19 protein-coding genes are annotated in these 22284 nt (G+C 28.9%); 6 read left to right on the forward strand and 13 right to left on the reverse strand.

All coding sequences use genetic code 11. The features are described 5' to 3' along the window. Positions 1-86: 86 nt before the first annotated feature. A complete protein-coding gene (locus LQ617_RS04135; RefSeq protein WP_239739622.1) occupies positions 87-1514 on the forward strand; it encodes a glycosyltransferase family 2 protein in 1428 nt (475 codons plus the stop codon). A 49-nt stretch (positions 1515-1563) separates the two neighbouring features. On the opposite strand, the gene LQ617_RS04140 is transcribed toward LQ617_RS04135, so the two are convergent. Both LQ617_RS04140 and LQ617_RS04145 read right to left on the reverse strand, forming a co-directional pair. Further along, complete coding sequence (locus LQ617_RS04140) at positions 1564-4761, reverse strand: CDP-glycerol glycerophosphotransferase family protein (RefSeq protein ID WP_239739624.1); 3198 nt, start codon at positions 4759-4761, stop codon at positions 1564-1566. Between the two features lie 2 nt (positions 4762-4763). Continuing rightward, positions 4764-6248 carry a CDP-glycerol glycerophosphotransferase family protein gene (locus tag LQ617_RS04145; protein ID WP_239739626.1) on the reverse strand — a complete coding sequence of 495 codons (1485 nt, stop codon included), beginning with the start codon at positions 6246-6248 and terminating at the stop codon, positions 4764-4766. A gap of 234 nt (positions 6249-6482) precedes the next feature. Between LQ617_RS04145 and tagD the strand changes: the two genes are divergently transcribed. Further along, on the forward strand, positions 6483-6875 hold the full coding sequence (tagD, locus tag LQ617_RS04150) for a glycerol-3-phosphate cytidylyltransferase (protein WP_037588940.1): 393 nt from the start codon (positions 6483-6485) through the stop codon (positions 6873-6875). Between the two features lie 87 nt (positions 6876-6962). Continuing rightward, the gene (locus tag LQ617_RS04155; protein WP_239739629.1) at positions 6963-8081 is read left to right on the forward strand and encodes a serine hydrolase domain-containing protein; all 1119 of its coding nucleotides are present in this window, start codon (positions 6963-6965) and stop codon (positions 8079-8081) included. 593 nt (positions 8082-8674) lie between these two features. Here the strand turns inward: LQ617_RS04155 and LQ617_RS04160 are convergent. The 5 genes from LQ617_RS04160 to LQ617_RS04180 all read right to left on the reverse strand — a co-directional run bounded on the left by LQ617_RS04160 (position 8675) and on the right by LQ617_RS04180 (position 13884). Next, positions 8675-9478 (reverse strand): SGNH hydrolase domain-containing protein, encoded by an 804-nt coding sequence (locus LQ617_RS04160; protein WP_345773041.1) that lies wholly within the window; start codon positions 9476-9478, stop codon positions 8675-8677. Continuing rightward, positions 9367-10659 (reverse strand): acyltransferase family protein, encoded by a 1293-nt coding sequence (locus tag LQ617_RS04165; RefSeq protein ID WP_239739631.1) that lies wholly within the window; start codon positions 10657-10659, stop codon positions 9367-9369. Before LQ617_RS04165 ends, LQ617_RS04160 begins: the two co-directional genes overlap by 112 nt. Before the next feature lie 192 nt (positions 10660-10851). Further along, complete coding sequence (locus tag LQ617_RS04170; protein ID WP_037588936.1) at positions 10852-11904, reverse strand: glycosyltransferase family 2 protein; 1053 nt, start codon at positions 11902-11904, stop codon at positions 10852-10854. A 4-nt stretch (positions 11905-11908) separates the two neighbouring features. Further along, positions 11909-12964, reverse strand: coding sequence for a CDP-glycerol glycerophosphotransferase family protein (locus LQ617_RS04175; RefSeq protein ID WP_037588934.1), 1056 nt, complete (start codon positions 12962-12964; stop codon positions 11909-11911). A 116-nt stretch (positions 12965-13080) separates the two neighbouring features. Further along, on the reverse strand, positions 13081-13884 hold the full coding sequence (locus tag LQ617_RS04180; protein WP_037588933.1) for an ABC transporter permease: 804 nt from the start codon (positions 13882-13884) through the stop codon (positions 13081-13083). A 207-nt stretch (positions 13885-14091) separates the two neighbouring features. Between LQ617_RS04180 and tagH the strand changes: the two genes are divergently transcribed. Next, complete coding sequence (gene tagH / locus LQ617_RS04185; RefSeq protein WP_037588932.1) at positions 14092-14886, forward strand: teichoic acids export ABC transporter ATP-binding subunit TagH; 795 nt, start codon at positions 14092-14094, stop codon at positions 14884-14886. Positions 14887-14928: 42 nt separating this feature from the next. On the opposite strand, the gene LQ617_RS04190 is transcribed toward tagH, so the two are convergent. The 6 genes from LQ617_RS04190 to LQ617_RS04215 all read right to left on the reverse strand — a co-directional run bounded on the left by LQ617_RS04190 (position 14929) and on the right by LQ617_RS04215 (position 20168). Beyond that, positions 14929-15996 (reverse strand): acyltransferase family protein, encoded by a 1068-nt coding sequence (locus tag LQ617_RS04190; protein ID WP_239739633.1) that lies wholly within the window; start codon positions 15994-15996, stop codon positions 14929-14931. A gap of 120 nt (positions 15997-16116) precedes the next feature. After that, a complete protein-coding gene (locus LQ617_RS04195) occupies positions 16117-16368 on the reverse strand; it encodes a hypothetical protein (protein ID WP_126477798.1) in 252 nt (83 codons plus the stop codon). 8 nt (positions 16369-16376) lie between these two features. Next, positions 16377-16739, reverse strand: a complete 363-nt coding sequence (locus LQ617_RS04200; protein ID WP_239739635.1) for a hypothetical protein — start codon at positions 16737-16739, stop codon at positions 16377-16379. Next, on the reverse strand, positions 16702-17844 hold the full coding sequence (locus LQ617_RS04205) for a thiolase family protein (protein ID WP_239739637.1): 1143 nt from the start codon (positions 17842-17844) through the stop codon (positions 16702-16704). Before LQ617_RS04205 ends, LQ617_RS04200 begins: the two co-directional genes overlap by 38 nt. Further along, positions 17826-19235, reverse strand: a complete 1410-nt coding sequence (locus tag LQ617_RS04210) for an AMP-binding protein (RefSeq protein ID WP_239739639.1) — start codon at positions 19233-19235, stop codon at positions 17826-17828. The genes LQ617_RS04205 and LQ617_RS04210 overlap by 19 nt, the downstream gene beginning before the upstream one ends. A gap of 84 nt (positions 19236-19319) precedes the next feature. Continuing rightward, a complete protein-coding gene (locus tag LQ617_RS04215) occupies positions 19320-20168 on the reverse strand; it encodes a WecB/TagA/CpsF family glycosyltransferase (RefSeq protein WP_025905458.1) in 849 nt (282 codons plus the stop codon). A gap of 197 nt (positions 20169-20365) precedes the next feature. Here LQ617_RS04215 and LQ617_RS04220 point away from each other — a divergent pair, with 197 nt between their 5' ends. Then, on the forward strand, positions 20366-21652 hold the full coding sequence (locus LQ617_RS04220) for an LCP family protein (RefSeq protein ID WP_239739641.1): 1287 nt from the start codon (positions 20366-20368) through the stop codon (positions 21650-21652). An 18-nt stretch (positions 21653-21670) separates the two neighbouring features. After that, the gene (locus tag LQ617_RS04225) at positions 21671-22150 is read left to right on the forward strand and encodes a DUF2538 family protein (protein WP_025905460.1); all 480 of its coding nucleotides are present in this window, start codon (positions 21671-21673) and stop codon (positions 22148-22150) included. The last annotated feature ends 134 nt before the right edge of the window (positions 22151-22284 follow it).

A 22284-nucleotide genomic window follows, 5' to 3' on the forward strand; every position in this document is an offset into this window, starting at 1 on the left:
ATTCATATTACATTATACAAACAATGTGAGACAAATTTGCCACATTGTTTATACAATTTGATTTTTTAAATGAATGGAGTTAATTTATGTTATTCAAAAGTAAAAAGCTTTTTTCAATTATTGTCACAACGTATAATAATGAAGCTAAAGTAGAACGTGCGATTGATTCAATATTAAACCAATCTCTAGATGCAAGAAATTACGAAATCATCATAGTAGATGATCATTCTACGGATAATACTCAAACCTTAATTAAAAACTATGAAGCTAAAAACATCAAATTTATCATATTAGACGAAAATTCAGGTGGTCCTTCAAAACCTCGTAATATCGGTATTGAAGAAGCAACAGGTCAATATATTTATTTTCTAGATGCAGATGATTATTTAGCAACAGATATATTAGCAAGAATTGCTAATGACGATAAACTTCTTAAATCAGACATGATTGTTGGTAGAACGTTACGTCAAAATGACCATTCTTTAACTGTACATGCTAGATTTATGAGTAACGATAATCGTTATAATTATAACATCAATGACATCCCATATATATATAATCACTTTGGTCCACCATCAAAATTTATTAAACTAAGTCATATTAAAAAACACAATATAAAGTTCCCGGAAAACTTACATTACGGGGAAGATAAAATGTTTTTCACTAACTTGAGTCCTTATATTAAAGATGTTTCTACGGTTACAGATAATTGTTCAATTATTGACAGAACAACATCTAATGAATCTCTTACAACGGGTATAGATTTCTATGAAAAACGTGATTCAGATTTAGAAATTATTCAACATTTACTAAAACAAGAATCAAACACTAAAAACATTCGATTGTTAAATCGATATTTAGAGTATGATTTATTGAAAAGTTGTAATAGTCATGTATTCCTAAATAGTGATAAACAACAACAAGTTCGGTATTTTAAACAACTGAATGAGCTTTTCAACCAATCATATATAAAGTCAGATATCATTCAAACAATCAGTCAAGAATATACAGACGCAATTACGTTTATTCAAAATAATGATTTTGAGTCATTTATCAGTTTCTTTACGTGGCTTAAAAAACAACCTAAAATTATTCAAAAGCAACCAAAACAAACAATATTAACTGATGTCACTGAAAGATTTACAATACCATTTCAACAGGCAACATTATTAAACATAGCTGAAGTAGACAAATCCATCAAAATACAAATTGGAATAGATGGTATAGATATTGAAGAAATACGTAACTTGTCTCTTATGTCTCGAAAAGATTACAAAGATGATATCGTTATTGAGAATATAGATGTCCAAGATAACCTCTTAACCATCTCAATACCTAAAACTGAAATCAATAATAAACCAGCAGCAATATATAACTGTATCATTGTATATGATGGATTTAAGCATTTAAATATTAAATTTGGGTATGATAAGAAAATCAGTTTAACGGATAAAAAAGGTGTCTTCTACCCTACTATAAATGGAAACCTTTCGTTAAAATTAACGAATAAATAATAAAAAGCAGAACTGCCAGAAAATACATCGTCAGTTCTGCTTTTTTTATTTAAAATAATTTATCGACAATTTGTTTCGCTGCTGTTCCTTTTTCAAATGAACAGAATTTCTCATAGAATTTATCATATTTATCTTTATATGATTCATTAACCGTTTCTATATTTAGTATAGCATCTATTAAGCTTTCATTGTCTTTCAACAATGGACCTGGTGCTTCGTCTTCGAAGTTCATATAGAATCCTCTTAAATTATCTTTATAATGTTCTAAATCATATGTGAAGAAGAGTAATGGTTTTCGTGTATTAGCATAATCAAACATTACAGATGAGTAGTCTGTAATACAGATATCACTAATTAAATATAAGTCACTAATATCTTCATAACTCGCAACATTATAAATAAAGCCTTCTAATGATTTGTCGATAATAATATTATTACTAATAATGATATGCGGTCTTAATAGTAGTACGTACTCGTCTCCAAGTTTTTCTTTCATTTGATGTAGATCTAATTTTAAATTAATTAAATGTTTTTTCGCAGATGATACTTCGTCATCTCTAAATGTTGGTGCATATAATATCACTTTTTTATCTTTAGGAATTGAAAGTTTACGTTTGATAATATGTTGTTTTTCTTCAATATCACTTTCATTTTCATAGAAGATATCATTACGTGGATAACCTACTTCTAATATTTCTTTATTAAAGTTAAATGCAGATTTAAAGCAACTCGATGCATATGGACTTGGTGAAACTAAATAGTCCCATCGTGACACTGAACGATTAATTCTGTCTATATACCCTTCATCTCTACCTTTAAAATCATCGACATCATTTAACATTTTCTTCAGTGGCGTACCATGCCATGTTTGAATATATGTTGTATTTTTCTTCTTCTCAATATAATGAGGGAAGTTCTGATTATTAATCCAGTATTTAGCAATTGATAAATATTTATAATAACTTGGACTTAAACGTTTCACTGTTATTACATTTTCATCATCAAATGGATATATTTTATTGGATACCCATACGATCTTATAACCTTTATCGAGCGCTTTAATTTGATCGTAAATCATTTTAGGACTATCCGTTACTTGTTTACCTAAATTACTTTCTATCACAATTAGTTTTTCATCTATTTTCCCAAATCTTACAAGGAATTTATTCATATAGGACATAATATCAAAGTATTTTTTATGTCTTCTAAATCGTTTAAACACATGTTGTGAAAGAATATCATATTTTAAAGTATCCTTTATGATATTTCTACGTTTAAATGATTTAGCTTCTTCATATATACGCTGTGAATTGTTTGTATCTTTATATGCTACAAAGTTATTAGCTTTATTGATAATTTGTTGTTCATTCTTGAAGCCATTATTAACATAATGGTTAGCCGCTTCTATAACTGCTTCAACATTATCAACAATTTTACCAGGTAGTTCTTTATCAAGATCTAAATGCGATGGTAATTTACCGATAAATCTATCTCTATCAAATTGATAGTAAATAACTGGTTTTTCTAAGAAACTAAAGTCAAACGCAACACTTGAATAGTCTGTAATCATCAATTTACTTTCTTTAATAAGTAATTGAACATCTACTTCACCTTGTCTAATGACTTTAATGTAATCAGGTATATCAAAATATTCAACAAATGCCTGCATATTAGGATGTAAACAGAATATGATATCTACATTTTTTGTTTGAGCAATTGTTTTCCATTCTGGTCTATTCAATAAGCTATTATAATTTTGTAGATAATCAGATTCTAAAAGACTATTAATATTTGTTATCCAATCACGCCATGTAGGTATAATTAAGATTTGATTTTTAACTTCTACGTTTTCCTTAAATAATTCATCAAATCTTGAGAGACCTGTAACTTTTGCTTGATATGAATCAAATAATAAATCTCTATTAACGATTTGTTTTTCTCGATTAGAGCTTGTGATAAACATATCAACATTAAAGTCTTTCAGTTGTTTACCATTTATCTGTGTTAAGTTTTTAGCACCTAATACACCATGTTGTAAGAAGACGCGTTTAGCTCTAATTTTTTTCACATAACTTGCTTCATGACTTGGGAACAATAATTCTGTATGATGCGTACTGCAAATAATATCTGCTTTAATCATAACTTCGAAATGTTTTTTTGATTTAAAATCAATGACATTTCCATATGGTTCTACGTTTTTTCGTTCTTCAGAATTTTTATCAATAACATAATATACTTCTTCATTTGGATGCTCAGTTCTCATATATTTAAAGAAATGATAGCCATTATCTTGGGCTTTATATGATTTTTCACCAATCACCCAAACTTTATTTTTGTTCAAATTGTTTTTGATTAATGTTGGATAGTCGTGCATTAATTTTTTGTATGCTTCATAATCTTCTTTTGCATATTCATTAATTCTAAATGATAGGTTTCTACCTTTTATCGTGAAATATGGTATAGCCGTTTTTACAGTTTGCCCAAGATCAATTGATACTTCACCTTTAGCAAATCTTTCTACCATAATTCTTGGGTTACCCAATTTTACATCTATTACATTTTTAAATTCATTTACTTTAATATTTAAGTAGATATCAATAATATCTTCAGAATCAAAGTCATTTTCTAAATACTGCTTAAGTTCATTAAAAATATCAATTTCAAAATCATAACTTGTAGAATTTAGTGACTTATACACATTAAATACAACTGGATCTAATGGTATCTCAATAACATGCTCACTTAACCTTGAAGTGATTCTTATATGAGCATATTCAAGTGTTGAATTTTGAATTGAGAACTTCCCTTTTAAAAATGCTTGTTTATTATTTATGATAATTTTATCTATATGTCTTCTTGCAAAATAAGTAGACACTGGTAATTCTGGTTTTAATGTGAATTGTATAATTCCGTTTTTAGTAATATACGGGGTAATAGTCGCTTCATCATGAATAACTGTTTCAAAGTTTTGTATATTATATTCATATTTTTTTATGTTTATTTTTTGAATGGATTGCGTAATACCATCAGATCTTTCTAGTAAAATAAAGATTGTTTCTCTATCATACTGTGAAAATTTTTCTAAAACGTCATTCAAATTAATTTTAAATTGATTTTTGATATTGGTTTGTGGAATGATTATTTCATCAAATTCATTTTTTATATAAACATTTTTAATATTATCCAATGTTTGATCAAACTCAAAGACTAGTAAATCGCGTTCTTGATAAATATTTAATATTTTCATATTTATTGAAACTCCTTTTCTTTATCTAGAGTGCCGATAATCTTTTCACTTACTCTTTCAGTTGCTCCTCCATCATCAAGTTGATTATATTTATTATTGAATTTTCTATAATTATCAGAATGTGGAATATCTACATATTGCATTGATTTAATATACTCAATTAATGCTTCACTTGTTTCAAATACGGGTCCTGGTAAATCTGATTCATACGGTAAATAAAATCCTCTAATATCGTTAGCATATTCATCTTTATCATATGCAAAAAATAAGATTGGTCTACTTAGATTCGCATAATCGAAATAAACAGACGAATAATCTGTGATTAATACATCACTCATTAAGAATAATTCGTTGATATCATTAGCATTAGATAAGTCATACACATTTGAATAATTTTCTAAATTCAAATGTTCTGATACTAAATAATGTGCTCTTATGAGCAATACATATTCATCGGATAGTTCTTTACTAAACGAATCTAAATCAATCTTCAATTTAAAATTGTAATTACCTATATCTGTACGATCATTATCTCTCCATGTCGGTGCATACAATATGACTTTTTTATGAGAAGGAATTTCATATTTTTGTTTGAGTTGATTAATATAATCTTCATTATTTAACTGAACTAAATCATCATTTCTTGGATATCCTAAAGTTAAAATCTGTTCTTCTTTCAGATTAAAAGCAGATTTAAATCGTTTAGTAGCAGTTTCACTCGGAGATATTAGGAAATCCCACCTACTCGTTTCTTTATTAAAGCCATAAAGATACTCTTCAAGCGTAATTTCGGGAATAGAAATAACCGTTTGATCATTAGCCAATTTCTTTAAGGGCGTACCGTGCCATGTTTGAATAAAAAGTTGATTTTCTTTTTTCTCAAGTTGGGGCGATAATCTCGTATTAGCAATCCATACCTTGGCTTTATGATATACTTTGAAATATTGTTTAGTATTTTTTTTAACTGTTTCTATATTTAATAATCTAAGATTTTCATCTAAATCATGATTATCCGTTACTACAATATGTTTATAATTAGGTAGTGCGTCTTTTAAGTAAAAATAAAGCATCTTTGGAGAGTCCGAAAATGCCCTACCATTAAATGATTCATAAACAATAGTCTTGTCTACCTTACTTGGATTAAAATCTAAAACATAATTTTTAGAGCGTAAAATGGATAAAGATTTACGAAACTGTGATAGCATATAACTATATTTATAATCTCCTCGTTTCATAGCTTTACCTTCTAAATATTTAAAAACACTTTTTTTAGGAGTGCTGTAGTTAATCTTTCTTAACAAAATTGACAAACCATTTCTATTTTTTAGTATAAAGTCAAATTTATAAGGAAATAGAGGATTGAAAACTTTGTTGAAATAATAAAGTAATTTCTCTTTATCTGTAGAATTGACATCTTCTTTATTATTAAAATATTCTATCGTACTTTTAAATGAATTTTCAGTCATTAAAAATAGTTTTTCTTCCATAGATACTCCTCTAATTCATAATTTACATTAAATTAACATATTCTATTATAATACACTACATATTTATAAATTTAAACTGATGACTATTTGGCGACTTGTATAATAAATTTATTTATTTCAATATATACATTTCCTATTAAAATACCTTCAAAATAAATTTACAAACTTTGCAAACTATTTACAATAATACATATATATATTAATATTAAAGATATCAAATAATGGGGTGAAATAATGCGTAGAGTAATTACTTATGGAACATATGATTTACTACATTACGGTCATATTGAGCTTTTAAGAAGAGCTAAACAGCATGGAGATTATCTAATTGTTGCTTTATCAACAGACGAATTCAATAAGTTGAAAAATAAAAAATCATATTACAATTATGAACAAAGAAAAATGATGCTAGAGTCTATTAGATATGTTGACTTAGTTATTCCAGAGAATAATTGGGAACAAAAAACAGAAGATGTAGAAAAATTTAATGTTGATACATTCTTAATGGGACATGATTGGGAAGGCGAATTCGACTTCTTAAAAGACCATTGTGAAGTGATTTATCTTAAGAGAACAGAAGGTATTTCAACAACTCAAATCAAAAAAGAATTATACGGTAATGACTAGAACACATCAATGTGTTCTTTTTTACAATATCAAATGTAAAAAAATAGCATTCATGGTAATATAATGTAAAAACATCAGGAGAAGAACATGAAGAAATTAAATAAACTTATATTATGCATCATCGCTATATGCCTTATCATCTTATTAAAAGATGTTTACCAAGCTCGCCAATATAAAAAAGAGCAATCACAAACCCATATTTATAAAAAACATAAAGAAAATAAGCAAACATCTAAAATGAATTTTTCAGAGGAAAGAAAAATTGATAAGTATTTAAAATCAAAATCTTTTAATGGTAATATAACCATTTATAAACATAATCAACCAGTAATGAGTAAAGCATATGGTTTCAGGGATATTGAAAACAATATAAATAATGATCGCAAATCAATGTACCTACTAGGGTCAGCTAACAAATTTATAACAGGTTTAATGTTGAAATCGTTAGAAGATCAAGGGAAAATCAATATTAATGACAATGTTAATAAATACATACCAAACTTTCAAAATGTATATCCTATTACCATTAAAGATTTAATGCTGCATAGAAGTGGCTTAGCTAAAGCAAAATTCCCAACTAGTGCAATGGGCTTAAATGGTGCTATAGAAAGTATTAAATTAAATGGTGTTGTACCCCAAAATTATCATAATTATTTTTATAATGATGCAAACTACATCACAATTGCTAAAGTCATAGAAAATGCCACAAAAAAATCATACGCACAAAACTTAAATGAACTTATCATTAATAAAGCTCATTTAAAATATACTGCTCGTTATGACGCAATTACTCAACAAGAGTTTATGGTAAAAGGCTATAAATTTAAAAATAATCAACCTATATATTTCTATCCATCCACTTTGGATAAATACGATGGCGCTGGTAATATCTATATTTCAACAGATGATATGGCTAAATTAGTAAGTCAATTTAAATCAAATAAATTACTTTCTAAATCATCAACTGATAATTTACTATCACAAGCCTCTACAAATTTATATCCTAGCCCTTATAGATATGGATTTTATAGTTACCCTAATCACCAAAGATACAGAGGCATATTTTATCAAAATGATTTTGTAACATATTCTAACAACGAATTTATTGTTTCTATTGCTAGCAATAAATTGAATGACCATTATCATGGTGACACTGAAAAAATTTTAAAGCACATCTTTAAAGATATACTCAAACAAAAATTATAAAAATAGAGAGTGGACATTGTCCGCTCTCTCAGAGTGCCGACAAAGTCTTAGACTTTGCCGGCATTTTTTATGCGCATGCTTTCCGCGGGCATGTTCTCAGCCTGTAGTCTTCGAATCATGCTGTTCCCGCAGGAGTCAGCGCTAAAAAAATACCATCTTTAATCTCTATTTTTTTTATTCTTATAATCTTTTTTTAAAACATCATAAATTCCCCAAAATGGAAGTATAAGAATTAATATCGTGCAAACAATATAAACATAATTTAAACCTTTAAAAAACATCGATATACTAATGCTAATAAGACCTATAATCAAAAAAATATTAATTATTAAAGTCATCCAGTTTAAAAAATCTTTTTTCATAGTCCTAATTCCCCATTTTCAACTATATTTGACTTATATCACCTCTATAAAACATATAAACCAGTTTAATAATACCATTTATTACAATTTTAGGTATACACCCTAAAATACAGGAAATACAAATCCCATTTATAAAGTTCCCCAGTCACTATATTCAATAATTTATACTTTAATATTCAAAAGCATGGGACGATTGGTCCCATGCTTTTTGTTGCCTACTTTGTCCGCTCTCTATTTTTTTACGATAGATTTAATTTCTTTACCTAAAATAGGTCCGAAAGATTTTGAATAAGTGTTTGTCATATGGTCCATATCACGATACACAACAATATTACCTATAATCGGTCTATAATTGCCATTCACTTTAAAGTATTCTGATGGATCGAATTTTGGTAATTCTTTGCTTGTTTCTGATAGTTTTTTCCAATATGAAGTATCTTGTTGGTTATTTCCTTTATTCATAAGTTTAATTGTCTCTTTTTCACCAGATTTTTCTAGTTCTTCTGAAACATTAAAATCATATCTAGGAATATCTCTTATCGCCATTACATCAATATTATAATCATTTTTAACTTTTAATAATTCATCTACCATTTGTTGTTGAATCTTATCGCTATTTGAGTCAGCTGCTGTAACATGTGATAACACTAGATCAATATCATCAGATTTCTTTAAATAGTTTTCGACATTTTTAACCCATTGCCCTTTTAATGAATTATCATCATAACCTGTAGAGAATCTTGTTCCAGATCTTGTGATATTAATCACTCTGTAATCATGCTCTTTTGCCGCTTCAATAACTGCTCCTAACCAATGTTCAGAATGTGAACTACCTACTAAAGCAATTGTTGCTTTGTAGTCTTTTTTCTTACCATAAATACCAATCTTTAAATCTGATTTTTTTAATCCTTGATTTGAATCATCTAAGTGTGATTGTGGTAAATCATCAAATACATTGGCAAATTCAGGCTTAGGATCATTTTCTTTAATTTTTGTTTTGATGTTGCGGCTAGTGCTCCTGGATAATCTTTCGATGCTAGTGTTTTATCGTCAGATATTTTCACATATGCATTATGAGAGACTAAACTAGCGATTAATATGATATTAGCAAATGCAATAATACCTATTCTCTTAAATGCGACTTTATTTAAATTTGCACTTCTTATAGGTGTTTCAATATATTTAGTCGTAATAAATGACAGAGCAATTGATAATACAATGATAAGTATCCCTGAAATAATACCAGGTGTTTCTGAAATATTGTATTTGTAGAATGATAGCAATACCCAGTGCCATAAGTATATCCCGAATGATACTCCACCTAGTTTAATCATAATCGGCATAGATAAGAAGTTCTTAACACCGTATTTAGTATCTTTATTACCTGATAAAATAATCATTAATGCACAAGTCATAGGCCATAAAGCAATATAACCTGGAAACATTGTTGATACATCAAATAAAGCCCCCGTTAAAATTAAACCAATAAGACCAATCCATCCAATAATTTCTGCTGTTAAATTATTGATTTTAATTTTGCTTAAGTTAATACAAAGTAAACCACCTAACGCAAATTCCCAGACTCTCGTAAATGTAATAAAGTATGCTAAAGGTTGATTAACTGCTGTTAAATATACTGAGTATGCAAAGGATACAATAAATATAAAACCGAGTAAGTAATTTACTATTCTCTTTCCATTTACTAATTTATATTTTTTTATTATGAATAATATAAATGTAAATAATAAGAACCAAATGATATAGAATTGTCCTTGAATGGACATTGCCCAATAATGTTCAAGTGGACTTTTCATTTGGTGTGCATCTAAATAATCTGTATTACTAATTGCCAACTGCCAATTTTGATAATAGAACATTGATGAAATGACTTCTTTCATTGTTTTATCAAAAATGGTTGATGGTAAGAAAAATATACTTAATATGAGAATCACTAATATAATAATAAATGCAAGCGGAAATAAACGCTTCATTAATTTAGATATGTATGGCCAAAACTTAAATTCCCCTGTTTTATTGATTGTAGATATGATTGATGTTGTAATCAGAAATCCTGATACAACAAAGAAAACATCTACCCCACCAGATACTTTACCAAACCAAATATGGTATATAGCGACTAATAAAGCTGCAACAATCCTTAGGCCTTCAATTTCTGGCCTAAACTTTCTTTCAATATCAATTATATTTTTATCCATATTTTAACTCCATTTTAATTTAATTTGATATGCAATTGTAAATTATATCAAACAATTAACTATTGTAAAGTTTATGTATATTTAATTAATAAACGGATATATTGATTCAATACTAGAAATTAATATATGAAAATAAATAAAAAAAATACTAACAACCATTTAAGGCAGTTAGTATTTTTTATTTTTTATAATTTAATGAGATATTTTCTTGCTTTTATTTCTGATATTTCTTAAATTCATTTTTGTCTTAAGTTTAAATAGTTTGAGTTTATAAGAACGATAAGTTTTTTTATCAATTTGCATATCTAAATTACTTGCCACTTCTTTAAATCTTTCAAAATTGTAAGTCGCAGCAATTGTCAATACGAGTTCTTTTAAATCTTTCACACTATTCGTTTGAAGTGGTTGAACGACTTTTAAATAGTTAATTGCTGGATCTATAACATGATTTAAGTTATCTACTTTCATAAAATTATTTCGAATTAAAAAGTAAATAATAAGATAATCCATTCTATAACTATAATAGTTACTCACTTTTTCTTTTAAATCACTTAAAATGTCCAAAGTTCTTTTTCTAACTTCAATGGCATCATTTAAATATTTTTCAATATTTTTGTAACTTGTCGCTACTATTGAGTCTTCAATACCTATATTATACAAGTACGCTGAATCATCTAATATTGTAATACGACTCTTTGACCAAGCTTTTAAATTAAAGGTATGCTCTTCACAAAAAGTAATATCTTCATCGAATCTAATATTTTCTAATACGTCATGTTTGTACAGTTTACCATACGGTCCTATTGATTGGGTAACTTCTGGTGTTAAGTTTAATGTTGTATGATCTACAGCTTTTAAATCATTGTATGTTTGAATCGGCCTAATCTGATCACCAATTAAATGAGAAACCTTACCAACCACGATATCTGTATCATTCCTTTTTATCGCTTCAACCATCTTGTCGATAATACCTTCACCTAATTTATCATCTGCATCACAAAACATAATATATTTACCTTTTGCGATACTAATACCTTCATTTCTTGTTGCCGCAGCACCTTTATTTTCTCGATTCACAAGTACAATATTAGGATTATTAATTTTGCTAATTACATCTGCACTATTATCTTTAGATCCATCATTAATACAAATAATTTCATGCTCATAATGACTTTTAATTGATTTAATGGTTTGCTCTATTGTTTTTTCTGCATTATAAATAGGGATGATGACACTTACTTCCATATCGTTAAGCTCCTTTGTTTATAAAATCAACTAACTTCCCAGTTGCATCGAAGTTTGTATATTGATGCCACATAGGTTTAATTTCATTATTAATTCTATTTAGATTCACAAGTTTATAAAGTGTTTCTAAATCATAAGCTTTGTTCTCTTTCGTCATTTCATAATAGTATTGATTAAGTCCTCTCATTTCATCATACTTTGATTCATCATAACTATAGAAAATAATCGTTTTATTTAAAAGTGCGGCTTCAATACTTAATGAACTGTAATCTGTAATGATGATTTCTGCCATTTCAACTAGATCTTGTATATCTCTCGAATCTGAATCATGTGAAGTAATGCTTGGATGTAATTTAGTCACGAGTTCGTATTCAGGGCACATTTTTTCAAATTTCTGTTTATCTATCATATGAATTTCATTTGTATAATCTCTATAAGTAGGAACATATAAAGCTATTTTTTTGGATTTAATAGGATACTCATGTTTATCTTTATATTGGTCTAACCTTGGTAAGCCAAATGGTAATATTTGATCGGGCTCGGCATCTAAACTTTTAATAAAGACATCTTTCATAATATCTGAACTGACTAGATAATAATCTGTAAAATGATAAACAGATAAGTAATTTTTTATCTGTTGTTTATCCTCAAGATTAATACTTTTATCTTCTAAACCAAATTTCTTCAAAGCACCAGCAGCATGCCAAGTTTGTATAACTTTTTGTTCTGGCGTTTTGCTGATACTGCCTAATAATAAATAATATGTATCGATAATTATTATTTTACTGCTTTTAATTGCTTTAATCTGTTGTAAGACATATTTATTACTTAAGTTTACCACTTTATCTACATCTATATCATTCAAAAAATCAATCCACTTCGGATGCGCAATTACCGTAATATAGTATTCTTCTTTCTTTAATGCTTCAATAACAGGTAACACATCTTCTTTAAATGTCATAAACACCACGACATTTTTACGTTTCACATTACTTTTAAATAATTTATTAAATATAAAAATAATAGAAAGGTAGACTTGTTTAATTATGCTTCTTACCACAATGACACTTCCTTATATAAAATTTACTAAAGTAAAAATTGACCAAAAGCAGCTATATATTGAGATAAAGGCTGAGACAATCATTAACGTCTCAGCCTTATCATTTATTAATCATTTTAAATAAAGTCAGCAAATCTTTGTCTAAATCTAACATGTAATATTGCACCTACGACAAAGAATAACACTGTTACACATAAATTATAAAGTAATAATTGCCAATGTTCTATGAAGTACCAATTATTATATAATATTGCTGCTCTGTACCCTTCTGCAAAGAAGAATACTGGATTTAATTTCATAATCATTTCAATCACCGAACCTTTATCAGGTACCCAAAGAATTGGTGACATGTAAAATAGCATTCTCAAAATAGCTTGCATTGCCATTTGTGTATCTCGAATAATGACACCTAAAGTCGATGTTAATAACGAAACAGAAAATGCAAATAAATACACTAAAGGTAAGTATATGAATAATTGCAAAATATAAATCGAAGGTATAATACCGGCAGGCATACATAATAAAATAATAATTAAAACTAAAATAATATGACCATAAAATCTACTTGTTAAAATATATGCGGGTATTGCAGATAAAGGGAAATTCATTTTTGCTACTTGATTAAACTTAGTACCTATTGATTTAGTCCCTTCAAGTATACCTTGGTTTACAAAGAACCACATACTAATACCAACTAATAAATATAAGATAAACGGTACACCATGTACTGGGTCATTCTGCCTTATACCAAAACCAAATGCAAACCAATATACAAATATTTGTAGTATAGGATTAATAAGTTCCCACGCTAATCCTAAATAATTATCATGATTCGAAATTTTTAATTGGAATTGTGCTAATCTTTGAATCAAATAAAAGTTTTTGACGTGCTCTTTTATTACTGTAAAAACAGCATGCATGAATATCACTCTCTCGCTAAGACATTTATAACTTAATCTTTAATATAGCATCAAATGAGCATAGATGATATATTAAACTTTAGGTTAATCTCATAATTATAGAACATATATAATTTACATGATTCTAACAGAATTTACAATAAATTTACTAAACTCATAAAATAATGCATAATAGAAATGTTAATAATTATAAGGAATGAAGTACATATGAAAGAATCAGTTATCATTAATAATTTAACAAAAGAATATAAAATTTTCCGTAATAACAAAGAGAGATTAAAAGATGTTTTTTTACCAAAGCATCAATCACAAAGATTTTTAGCGCTTAATGATATATCATTTACTGCTTACGAAGGCGATATTATCGGTTTAGTGGGTATTAACGGATCAGGAAAATCAACATTAAGTAATATTATCGGCGGCTCACTACAACCAACAGACGGTATAATTGAACGCCACGGTGATGTTAACGTTATTGCAATTAACTCTGGTTTAAACACGCAACTAAACGGTATAGATAATATCGAATACAAGATGTTATTACTTGGTTTCTCTAAAAAACAAATTAAAGAACTTACACCTCAAATTATCGAATTCTCTGAATTAGGTGAATTTATATATCAACCTGTCAAGAAATATTCAAGCGGTATGAAATCTAAATTAGGTTTCGCAATCAATGTAACTGTCGATCCAGATATTCTTGTAATTGATGAAGCATTATCTGTAGGTGACCAAACATTTACTAAAAAAAGTTTAGACAAAATGAATCAATTTAAAGAAGCTGGCAAGACTATTTTCTTTGTTAGTCATAATATAGGTCAAGTTAAAGATTTTTGTACAAAAATAGCTTGGATTGAAGGCGGCAAATTAAAAGAATTTGGCTCTACTGAAGATGTACTTCCAAAATACCAAGCATTCTTAAAAGAGTTCAATAAAAAGTCAGCAAAAGATAAAAAAGCTTTTAAAGACGAATTAGATGCTACACGTTTTTATTTCAAATAACAGAAAGCACGTCACCTTTATCAATGAAGGTGACGTGCTTTTTTACTCTACTCTATAATTCCCTTTTATCATTGTGTTAATAGAATTTCTACCAATTATAAATCTAGAAAGTGGTATAAATGACAGAACAACTGCTAAGCCTACACTTAAAGATAAAGCAAAGATATACGTTGCAATATTATACATAAAGAATTGATCTATAAAATGAAATGTATATTTTGCCATGTAATAGACCATAATTTTATGTGTTAAGTAAATAAAGAATGATATTTCACCTATAAAATATAAAAAGCTTATATTAAAGTTAGACAGCTTTTTAGAAATAACCAAGATAAATATAAACGCTAATGCTGAATATATTAAAATATCATAACGGTTAGATTGAACGACTGTTACATCATTTTGATGAATTGAATAAATAACTAAAAGTGTCATCGCACTTAAACTTCCTACTAACCACGTATACTTCTTCTCCATAAACGATAGAACTTCATTGTAGTATCTACCTAAGTAAAACCCAAATACAAAATAGAATAACCAATAAAGAATATTCGTTCTATGGAATAACGGGTAAAATTCATTCCACCAATTCGTATACGTGTCATTATCGTACATTAGATATGAATGTGTGAGACTGATTACAAAGCTGATGACCAGCATAACAACTGGATTAGCTTTACTTAATGCTTTATGGAACATTAAATGTAAAATATAAAATTGGAATATGACAATGACAAACCAACCATACCAATTCCCAATTAATAAATTTTCTTTAAACAACTGCCAGAATGTTTCTTCATTTGCATCTACTTTATACTTTGTATACACATAAAATGTTCCAATTGAAAAGTAAGGAATCATAATATATTTAAAGCGCTTGACTAGAAAGTTTTTCGGTAATTTATCTTTATAAACCATTGAAATCAGTGATTCTGACAAAATAATAAAACACGGCGTTGCAAATAAAATTAATATTTGGAATGTTAATACAATCATGCGATTATGATCTTGTAATTCTACGTCTCTCAAATAATTTGATAATATATGCACTGCTACTATAATTAAGCAAAATATTGCCCTAGCATATGTAATTTCATGTTTTCTATCCATAAGTACTCCAACTCTTAATTTTTTGTCACTTATGAAGATTACATGATTTTAAATTAATTGTAAAATAATTATATATTATTTTTATAACTAAACTTTTGTTGGATAAATCTTACATTTAATTTATTGCTTTTCAACAATAATCTTTACCATCCCTTGTGGATTGATACATTTAATCCTATTATCTTGAAGTACTTTTTCTAATATTTCATCTATATAAATTGGATTTTTGTATTTCACAGTATAATGTTGCCACTCAACATCTTCTAACAACCATTCACATACAAGTTGGCCGGGTACAATTTCTTGATGGATTGGATTTGAATCATGAATAATAGTTAAATATTTGTTAACAAGACTAATATCAAATTTCATACTATACCTCACTTTCCAACGAATGTTTGCTTGAGTCGAGTGTATATGTTATCTCCACTTGTAATCGTCAAACTAAATTCGTAAATCGTAAACGACTTTACTTTTTTTATTTTCTCATTTTTTAATTCTGCTCTATAAATTGTATCAACATCTATTGCTTTATACTGTTCAACTGATGTTTCTTTTAAGTAAATCTCTTTTTCTAAAAAACGCTCAAACATTGAAAATTCCGGCCATATACTTGCTAAATACAATACTGGCACAGCGCAGTTATTCTTTTTTTTAGGAAGTATTTTTTTATATGCTTCAACATCTTGTTTGTTGAAAATGACGTCAATTATTTCGATTCCATCTTCTAAATAATGTTGCATGTCCCATGCCGCCTCCTATTCCCATTGTTGCTATCGATGTCTCAATTTCTTTCATATGATATAAACGCGTAACTAGGCTTGCACCACTCGCTCCATATGGATGTCCAATAGCTAAGGCGCCACCATACAAATTAAATTTATCGTCTGGAATATTTAACATATCTTTTGAAGCAAGTACTTGAGAACTAAATTCTTCATTAAATTCAACACCGTCAATATCGTTCATTGTTAAATGTGATTTCTTTAATAAACTTTCAACAGCAGGTACTGGACCTATACCTAGTAATCTAGGATCTACACCTTTTACAGAACTATCGATAAATTCCAGTCCTTCGCGATAACCTAAAGCAGCCGCCTTTTCTTTACTCATAATTAAAAGTAATACCCCACCGTCATTTTTCATGCAACTATTACCTACTGTTACAGTCCCATCTTTAATAAGTGGTTTTAAACGTGATAATGTTTTTAAAGTTAATTTAGGTTTAACACCTTCATCATGTTGGATCCATTCATTCCCTACTTTAATCGGATAAATTTCATTTGATAAATAACCTTTTTCCATAGCTTTTATTGTCTTTTGATGGCTATTGTATGCAAATTCGTCCTGGCTTTCTCTAGAGATTTGATATACTTGCGCAACATTTTCAGCCGCTTCAATCATTGAAGGGTCTTCTCCATCAGGCGCAAATGAAGCACGCTCAAAAAATTCTGGTGCGTCATAAACTGATTGTGGTCTTTTGATTTTCCATGGTGCTCGACTTGTACTTTCAACACCACCAGCAATATAAACTTCACCAGCACCTGCTTGGATCATTCTACAAGCATAAGTGACCGCTTCTAATCCAGCACCACATTGTCTATCTATTGTGACACCAGGAATATCAACCGGCAAACCTGCTTCTAGCAAAGACTTTCTTGCGATATTACCTCCATTACCTACTACGTTTCCTAAAACAACCTCACTTAAATGTTCAAGTGCCTCAGCATGATCAGATAACAAATATTCATATAAAGGTTTCAAGAGTAATTCGGGTTCTAACTGTTTAAAAATGCCGCCATATTTACCGAATGGCGTTCGTTTTGCAGCTACAATAACTGGTTCCATGCTTTTCCTCCTATCTCATAAATAGATTTCATCTTATATCTCGCTATCTTTCCACTAGAAGTATATTTCATCTGTTTAACTCGTATCATTCGAGATGGTATTTCATAACGACTTAACCCACACGCTAACAAATACTCTTTCATGCTTATATATTGCAAATGATCTTTACCTTTATATAATAAAATTGCTATTTCTCCAAATTTATTATGTTTTTTACTTATAACAATTGCCTCATCAACAATATCTAGATTTAATAATTTTTGCTCAATAATCTCTGGATATACGTTTTTACCACCAATAATTAAACGGTCACTTTCTCGTCCATATAAGCGTAGCTCTTGGTCTGCAGAAATTGATGCCCAATCGCCTATTTTAATCCACTCATCGTGGAATTCTTCATTCAAATAACCACTAAATGTCATGTCACTTTTGACATATAACCTGCCTATATTATTTTCATCTTTGTCTTTAATTTGAACTTGTACAGAAGGAAATAGTTTACCTACAGATTCTGAATCTGCTTGTCCATTAATATTGTAACTAATAAAGCTCGCTTCAGAGCTTCCAAAGAATTCAATTAAATCAATATCAGGATACTTATATTTAAATTTTTCAAATATTTGTGTAGATAATTTTGCACCTGATGAAAAAATGCTCGAAACATTCATTATATGAACGTTATGATTCAATAAACTATATAGCATTGTAGGCACAATAAACATCGTTTGATTTTTACTAAATATATTGATTAATTTATCTAGTATTTGCGTATTAAATTTCTTTTGGCCAATAAATGTTCTACCTGTACATAATGCATAAATCATAGCGTATAGTGTTAAAGAATGTGCATGTGGTCCAGGTGCTATCATAATGTCTGTATGACCATTGAATAAGTCTTCATTATATTTAAATGATTGAATCCAAGATTGATGATTCCTCATATATGCTTTAGGTATACCTGTCGTCCCAGAAGTAAATCCAATATGTAAGATATCTTGTGGTAATGCGGTATTATTTTCTATTTGTCGATATGTAACCTTATTGCTGTCATCTACTAATAACGGAATATGATATAACCTTATTAATTCATACTTTTTCTCTTCAGATATATAAGGATCTAGGACGCACGGTATAAGTTCACACTTTAAAGCTGCAATATACCATTTTATAAACTGAAGTGGATTTTTCATCGAAATACCAATCATGATATGTTTTGGATATTCTTTTAACATTGAGGCAATTTTTTCAGATTCTATCAACAAATCGTTATAAGATAAATGCATCTCATCAATATACATGGCAATGTTATCTTCTTTTTTATTTAATTGTTGATTTATAAGTTCCAGTACTTGCATTACTATGTCACCTACTTTTATTGTTACCTTTATCATAACATTTAGTTAACAATTGAATAGATAAAATTCTTCATAAAAAAACACCTTAATGTTAAATTTCAACATTAAGATGTTTCTATATTATCTATTCTTCATATAATCATATTTATTCTTTTTAGGTGTACATGATTTTTGGAATTGAACTTCTTTTAAAAACAGTGGAATTTTAAGTGCTCTATTCACACGCTTTAAATCAGTTATAATTCTATATAACCACTCTAAATTAAGTTTAATAAACATTTTTGGTGCACGTTTAACATTTCCGCTTATGACATCAAATGAGCCGCCTACACCCATCATTACTGTATGCTCAAAGTGATGACGGTTATAATAAATCCAATCTTCTTGTTTAGGAAAACCCATTGCCGCAAAAATAAAGTCTGGATTAAATTTCTTGATTTTCTTAGTTACTTTATAATCTAATACATGTTTATAGCCATGTTTATGATCAAACGTAATATTTGGATATTGTTCTTCTAAAATTTTACGTGTTGCTTTAACGCCTTCTTTAGAAGAACCTAATAAGAATACTCTCTTACTACTTGCGTTTGCAATATTCAACATTTCTTCCATTAACTCTATTCCCGGAACACGTTCTTTCAATGGCGTATTTAAATATTTAGCTGCTTTAACAATACCAATACCATCTGGTACAATGTAATCTGCATGTTTAATACGTCGTTGATAGTGATTATTGCTATAAGCATAATGTGCAATTTCAGGATTAGCTGTTACAATAAATAAATTGTCTTTCGTTTCCTGATTTACAAAATACTTAATGCGTTCTACCATTTCATTTGCCGTCAGGTTTGCAAATGGCAAACCTAGAACATTAACGGTTGGAGGCTTAATCACGTCATACGAATTCTCTCTGTTTAACTCTATTTGTTCACTTATACTATTTAAATCTTTTTCTAGTACTTTTGCCATTTGTCTCACCTCTCATTCTTCACTATAATTTACACCATTTCCATAAATTTTACAACAAATTTACATTCTATATTTGATAAGTAGTACACATAATTCATTTAAATTGTTGAATTTTACTTGTATAATCATATATGATGTATAATATGCAAAAATAGATATTTCAAAACACAATACGAATAGAAGGGTAAATATATAATATGAAAAGATTTGCAAAAATAGGTTTACTTTTGATGTCAATAGTACTCATGATTCTACCCGTAGTATTTGGACTCATGCTTTATCTCGAAACTAAAGGTGCGATTAATGATTCATTTCTTGATTCTAAAAAAAGCAAATCATCTTTAAGAGATAAGCCAGTAGATCCTAGTTTAGATCATGTGTCGGTATTATTTTTAGGTGTAGATGATAGTACATCAAGACGTGAAGGTGGTCAAAAAGCTAACCAATCTCGTACGGATGCTATGATTTATACAACATTTAATAGAGATAAAAAGCAAATACGTATGGTTAGTATTCCCCGTGATACATTAAGTTATATACCAGCCGTAAAATATTATGATAAAATCACGCACGCTCATGCAATAGATGGGCCAGAAGGTTCAATGGAAAGTGTTGAAAGTACTTTAAACGTTCCAGTAGATTACTATGCAAGAATTAATATGGAAGCTTTTGTTGAAGTTGTAGATGAGCTTGGTGGTATTGAATATGATGTACCATTTGATTTAAACGAGCCTAACACAGAAGATAAAGGACGTATTAAAGTTAAAAAAGGTAAACGTAATTTATCTGGTGACGAAGCACTTGCAGTTGTTCGTTCAAGAAAACAAGATTCAGATTTAGAGCGTGGTAAACGTCAAATGGAAATGATTAAAGCCATTATCAAAAAAGCTCAAGAAACAAATTCTATTAATAAATTAGATGACTTAGTTAAAATCGTTGGTAAAAATGCGAAACACAATTTCACATTTGAAGATATTCAAAACTTAGCAACGACTTATTCATCAAGTAAAGTAAAAATCAAAACAGAACAAATTACAGGAACTGATGCTAATTTCAATGGTGTTTACTTCTTCAATCCTGACTTAGATAATTTATTAGAACTTTCTAATAAACTTAGAAAAGACTTAAACTTACCTAAAACTAAGAAAACAGAATTGATGAATTATCTTATGATTCAAGCGTATGGTGATTTAACACCTTATATCGAAGTATCTAAGAAAAGTCTAAAGAGCGGAAACACATCAGGTGACAACGATTCAGCTGAAACAGTTGAACCAGCTATAGAACCTGATACTGAAGAAACAACAGAGCAGCAGACTGAACAACCGTCTGAGCAACCATCCGAACAGCCTGTAGAACAACCTGTACAACAAACACCTACAGAAGAAGTACCATCACAAGAAACACCACAACAACCAACACCAGATCAAAGTGGTCAAGCACCAGATCTAAGCGCTCAACAACCTGGTCCAGAAGTTTACTAGGAAAGGAGGCAAATTATGATTCAACGTAAAACATATGAAAAATATGAACAAATCAATACAATGTTTGATGCTCTTGAAAATCAAATCATTCATTCTGGAGATTTGTCTCACTTCAGACAAAATTTATACTATGTTAATCACGAACATCATGAGAATTATGAAGCGTTATTACTATACTATAATCAAGCAAATAACGATCCAATTGTAGATGGCGCTTGTTACATCATTGCCATCCCAGAAATATTTAATGTTATCAATATCTTTGATAACCCCCTACCTTTTTCATGGGTATATACAGAAACAGGATTAACAGAAGAAATGAAATCATTAAGCGTTCATTTACAATATCTAGTAGCAGCAGCACTAGAAACAAGCCAAATTCAAATATTTACACCAAGCGGATATACAATGGGTATGACAAATTGGAGCATTCACCAATTAAGATTATTCTGGCAATATACCGCAATCGTTAGAAGACAAGCAGTACAAACGATATAAATTAAAAGCTGAACCGTATAAAGTGGTTCAGCTTTTTTGTGTGGACAGAAATGAAACGGAACTTATTGTGAATATATTGTGTGAATGTTGCTAGATTGGTGTGTCTTGCAATATACGGGGCTTCTATGTTGCTT

The organism is Mammaliicoccus sp. P-M59 (genome assembly GCF_022386135.1).
Taxonomy (GTDB): Bacteria; Bacillota; Bacilli; order Staphylococcales; family Staphylococcaceae; genus Mammaliicoccus; species Mammaliicoccus sciuri_A.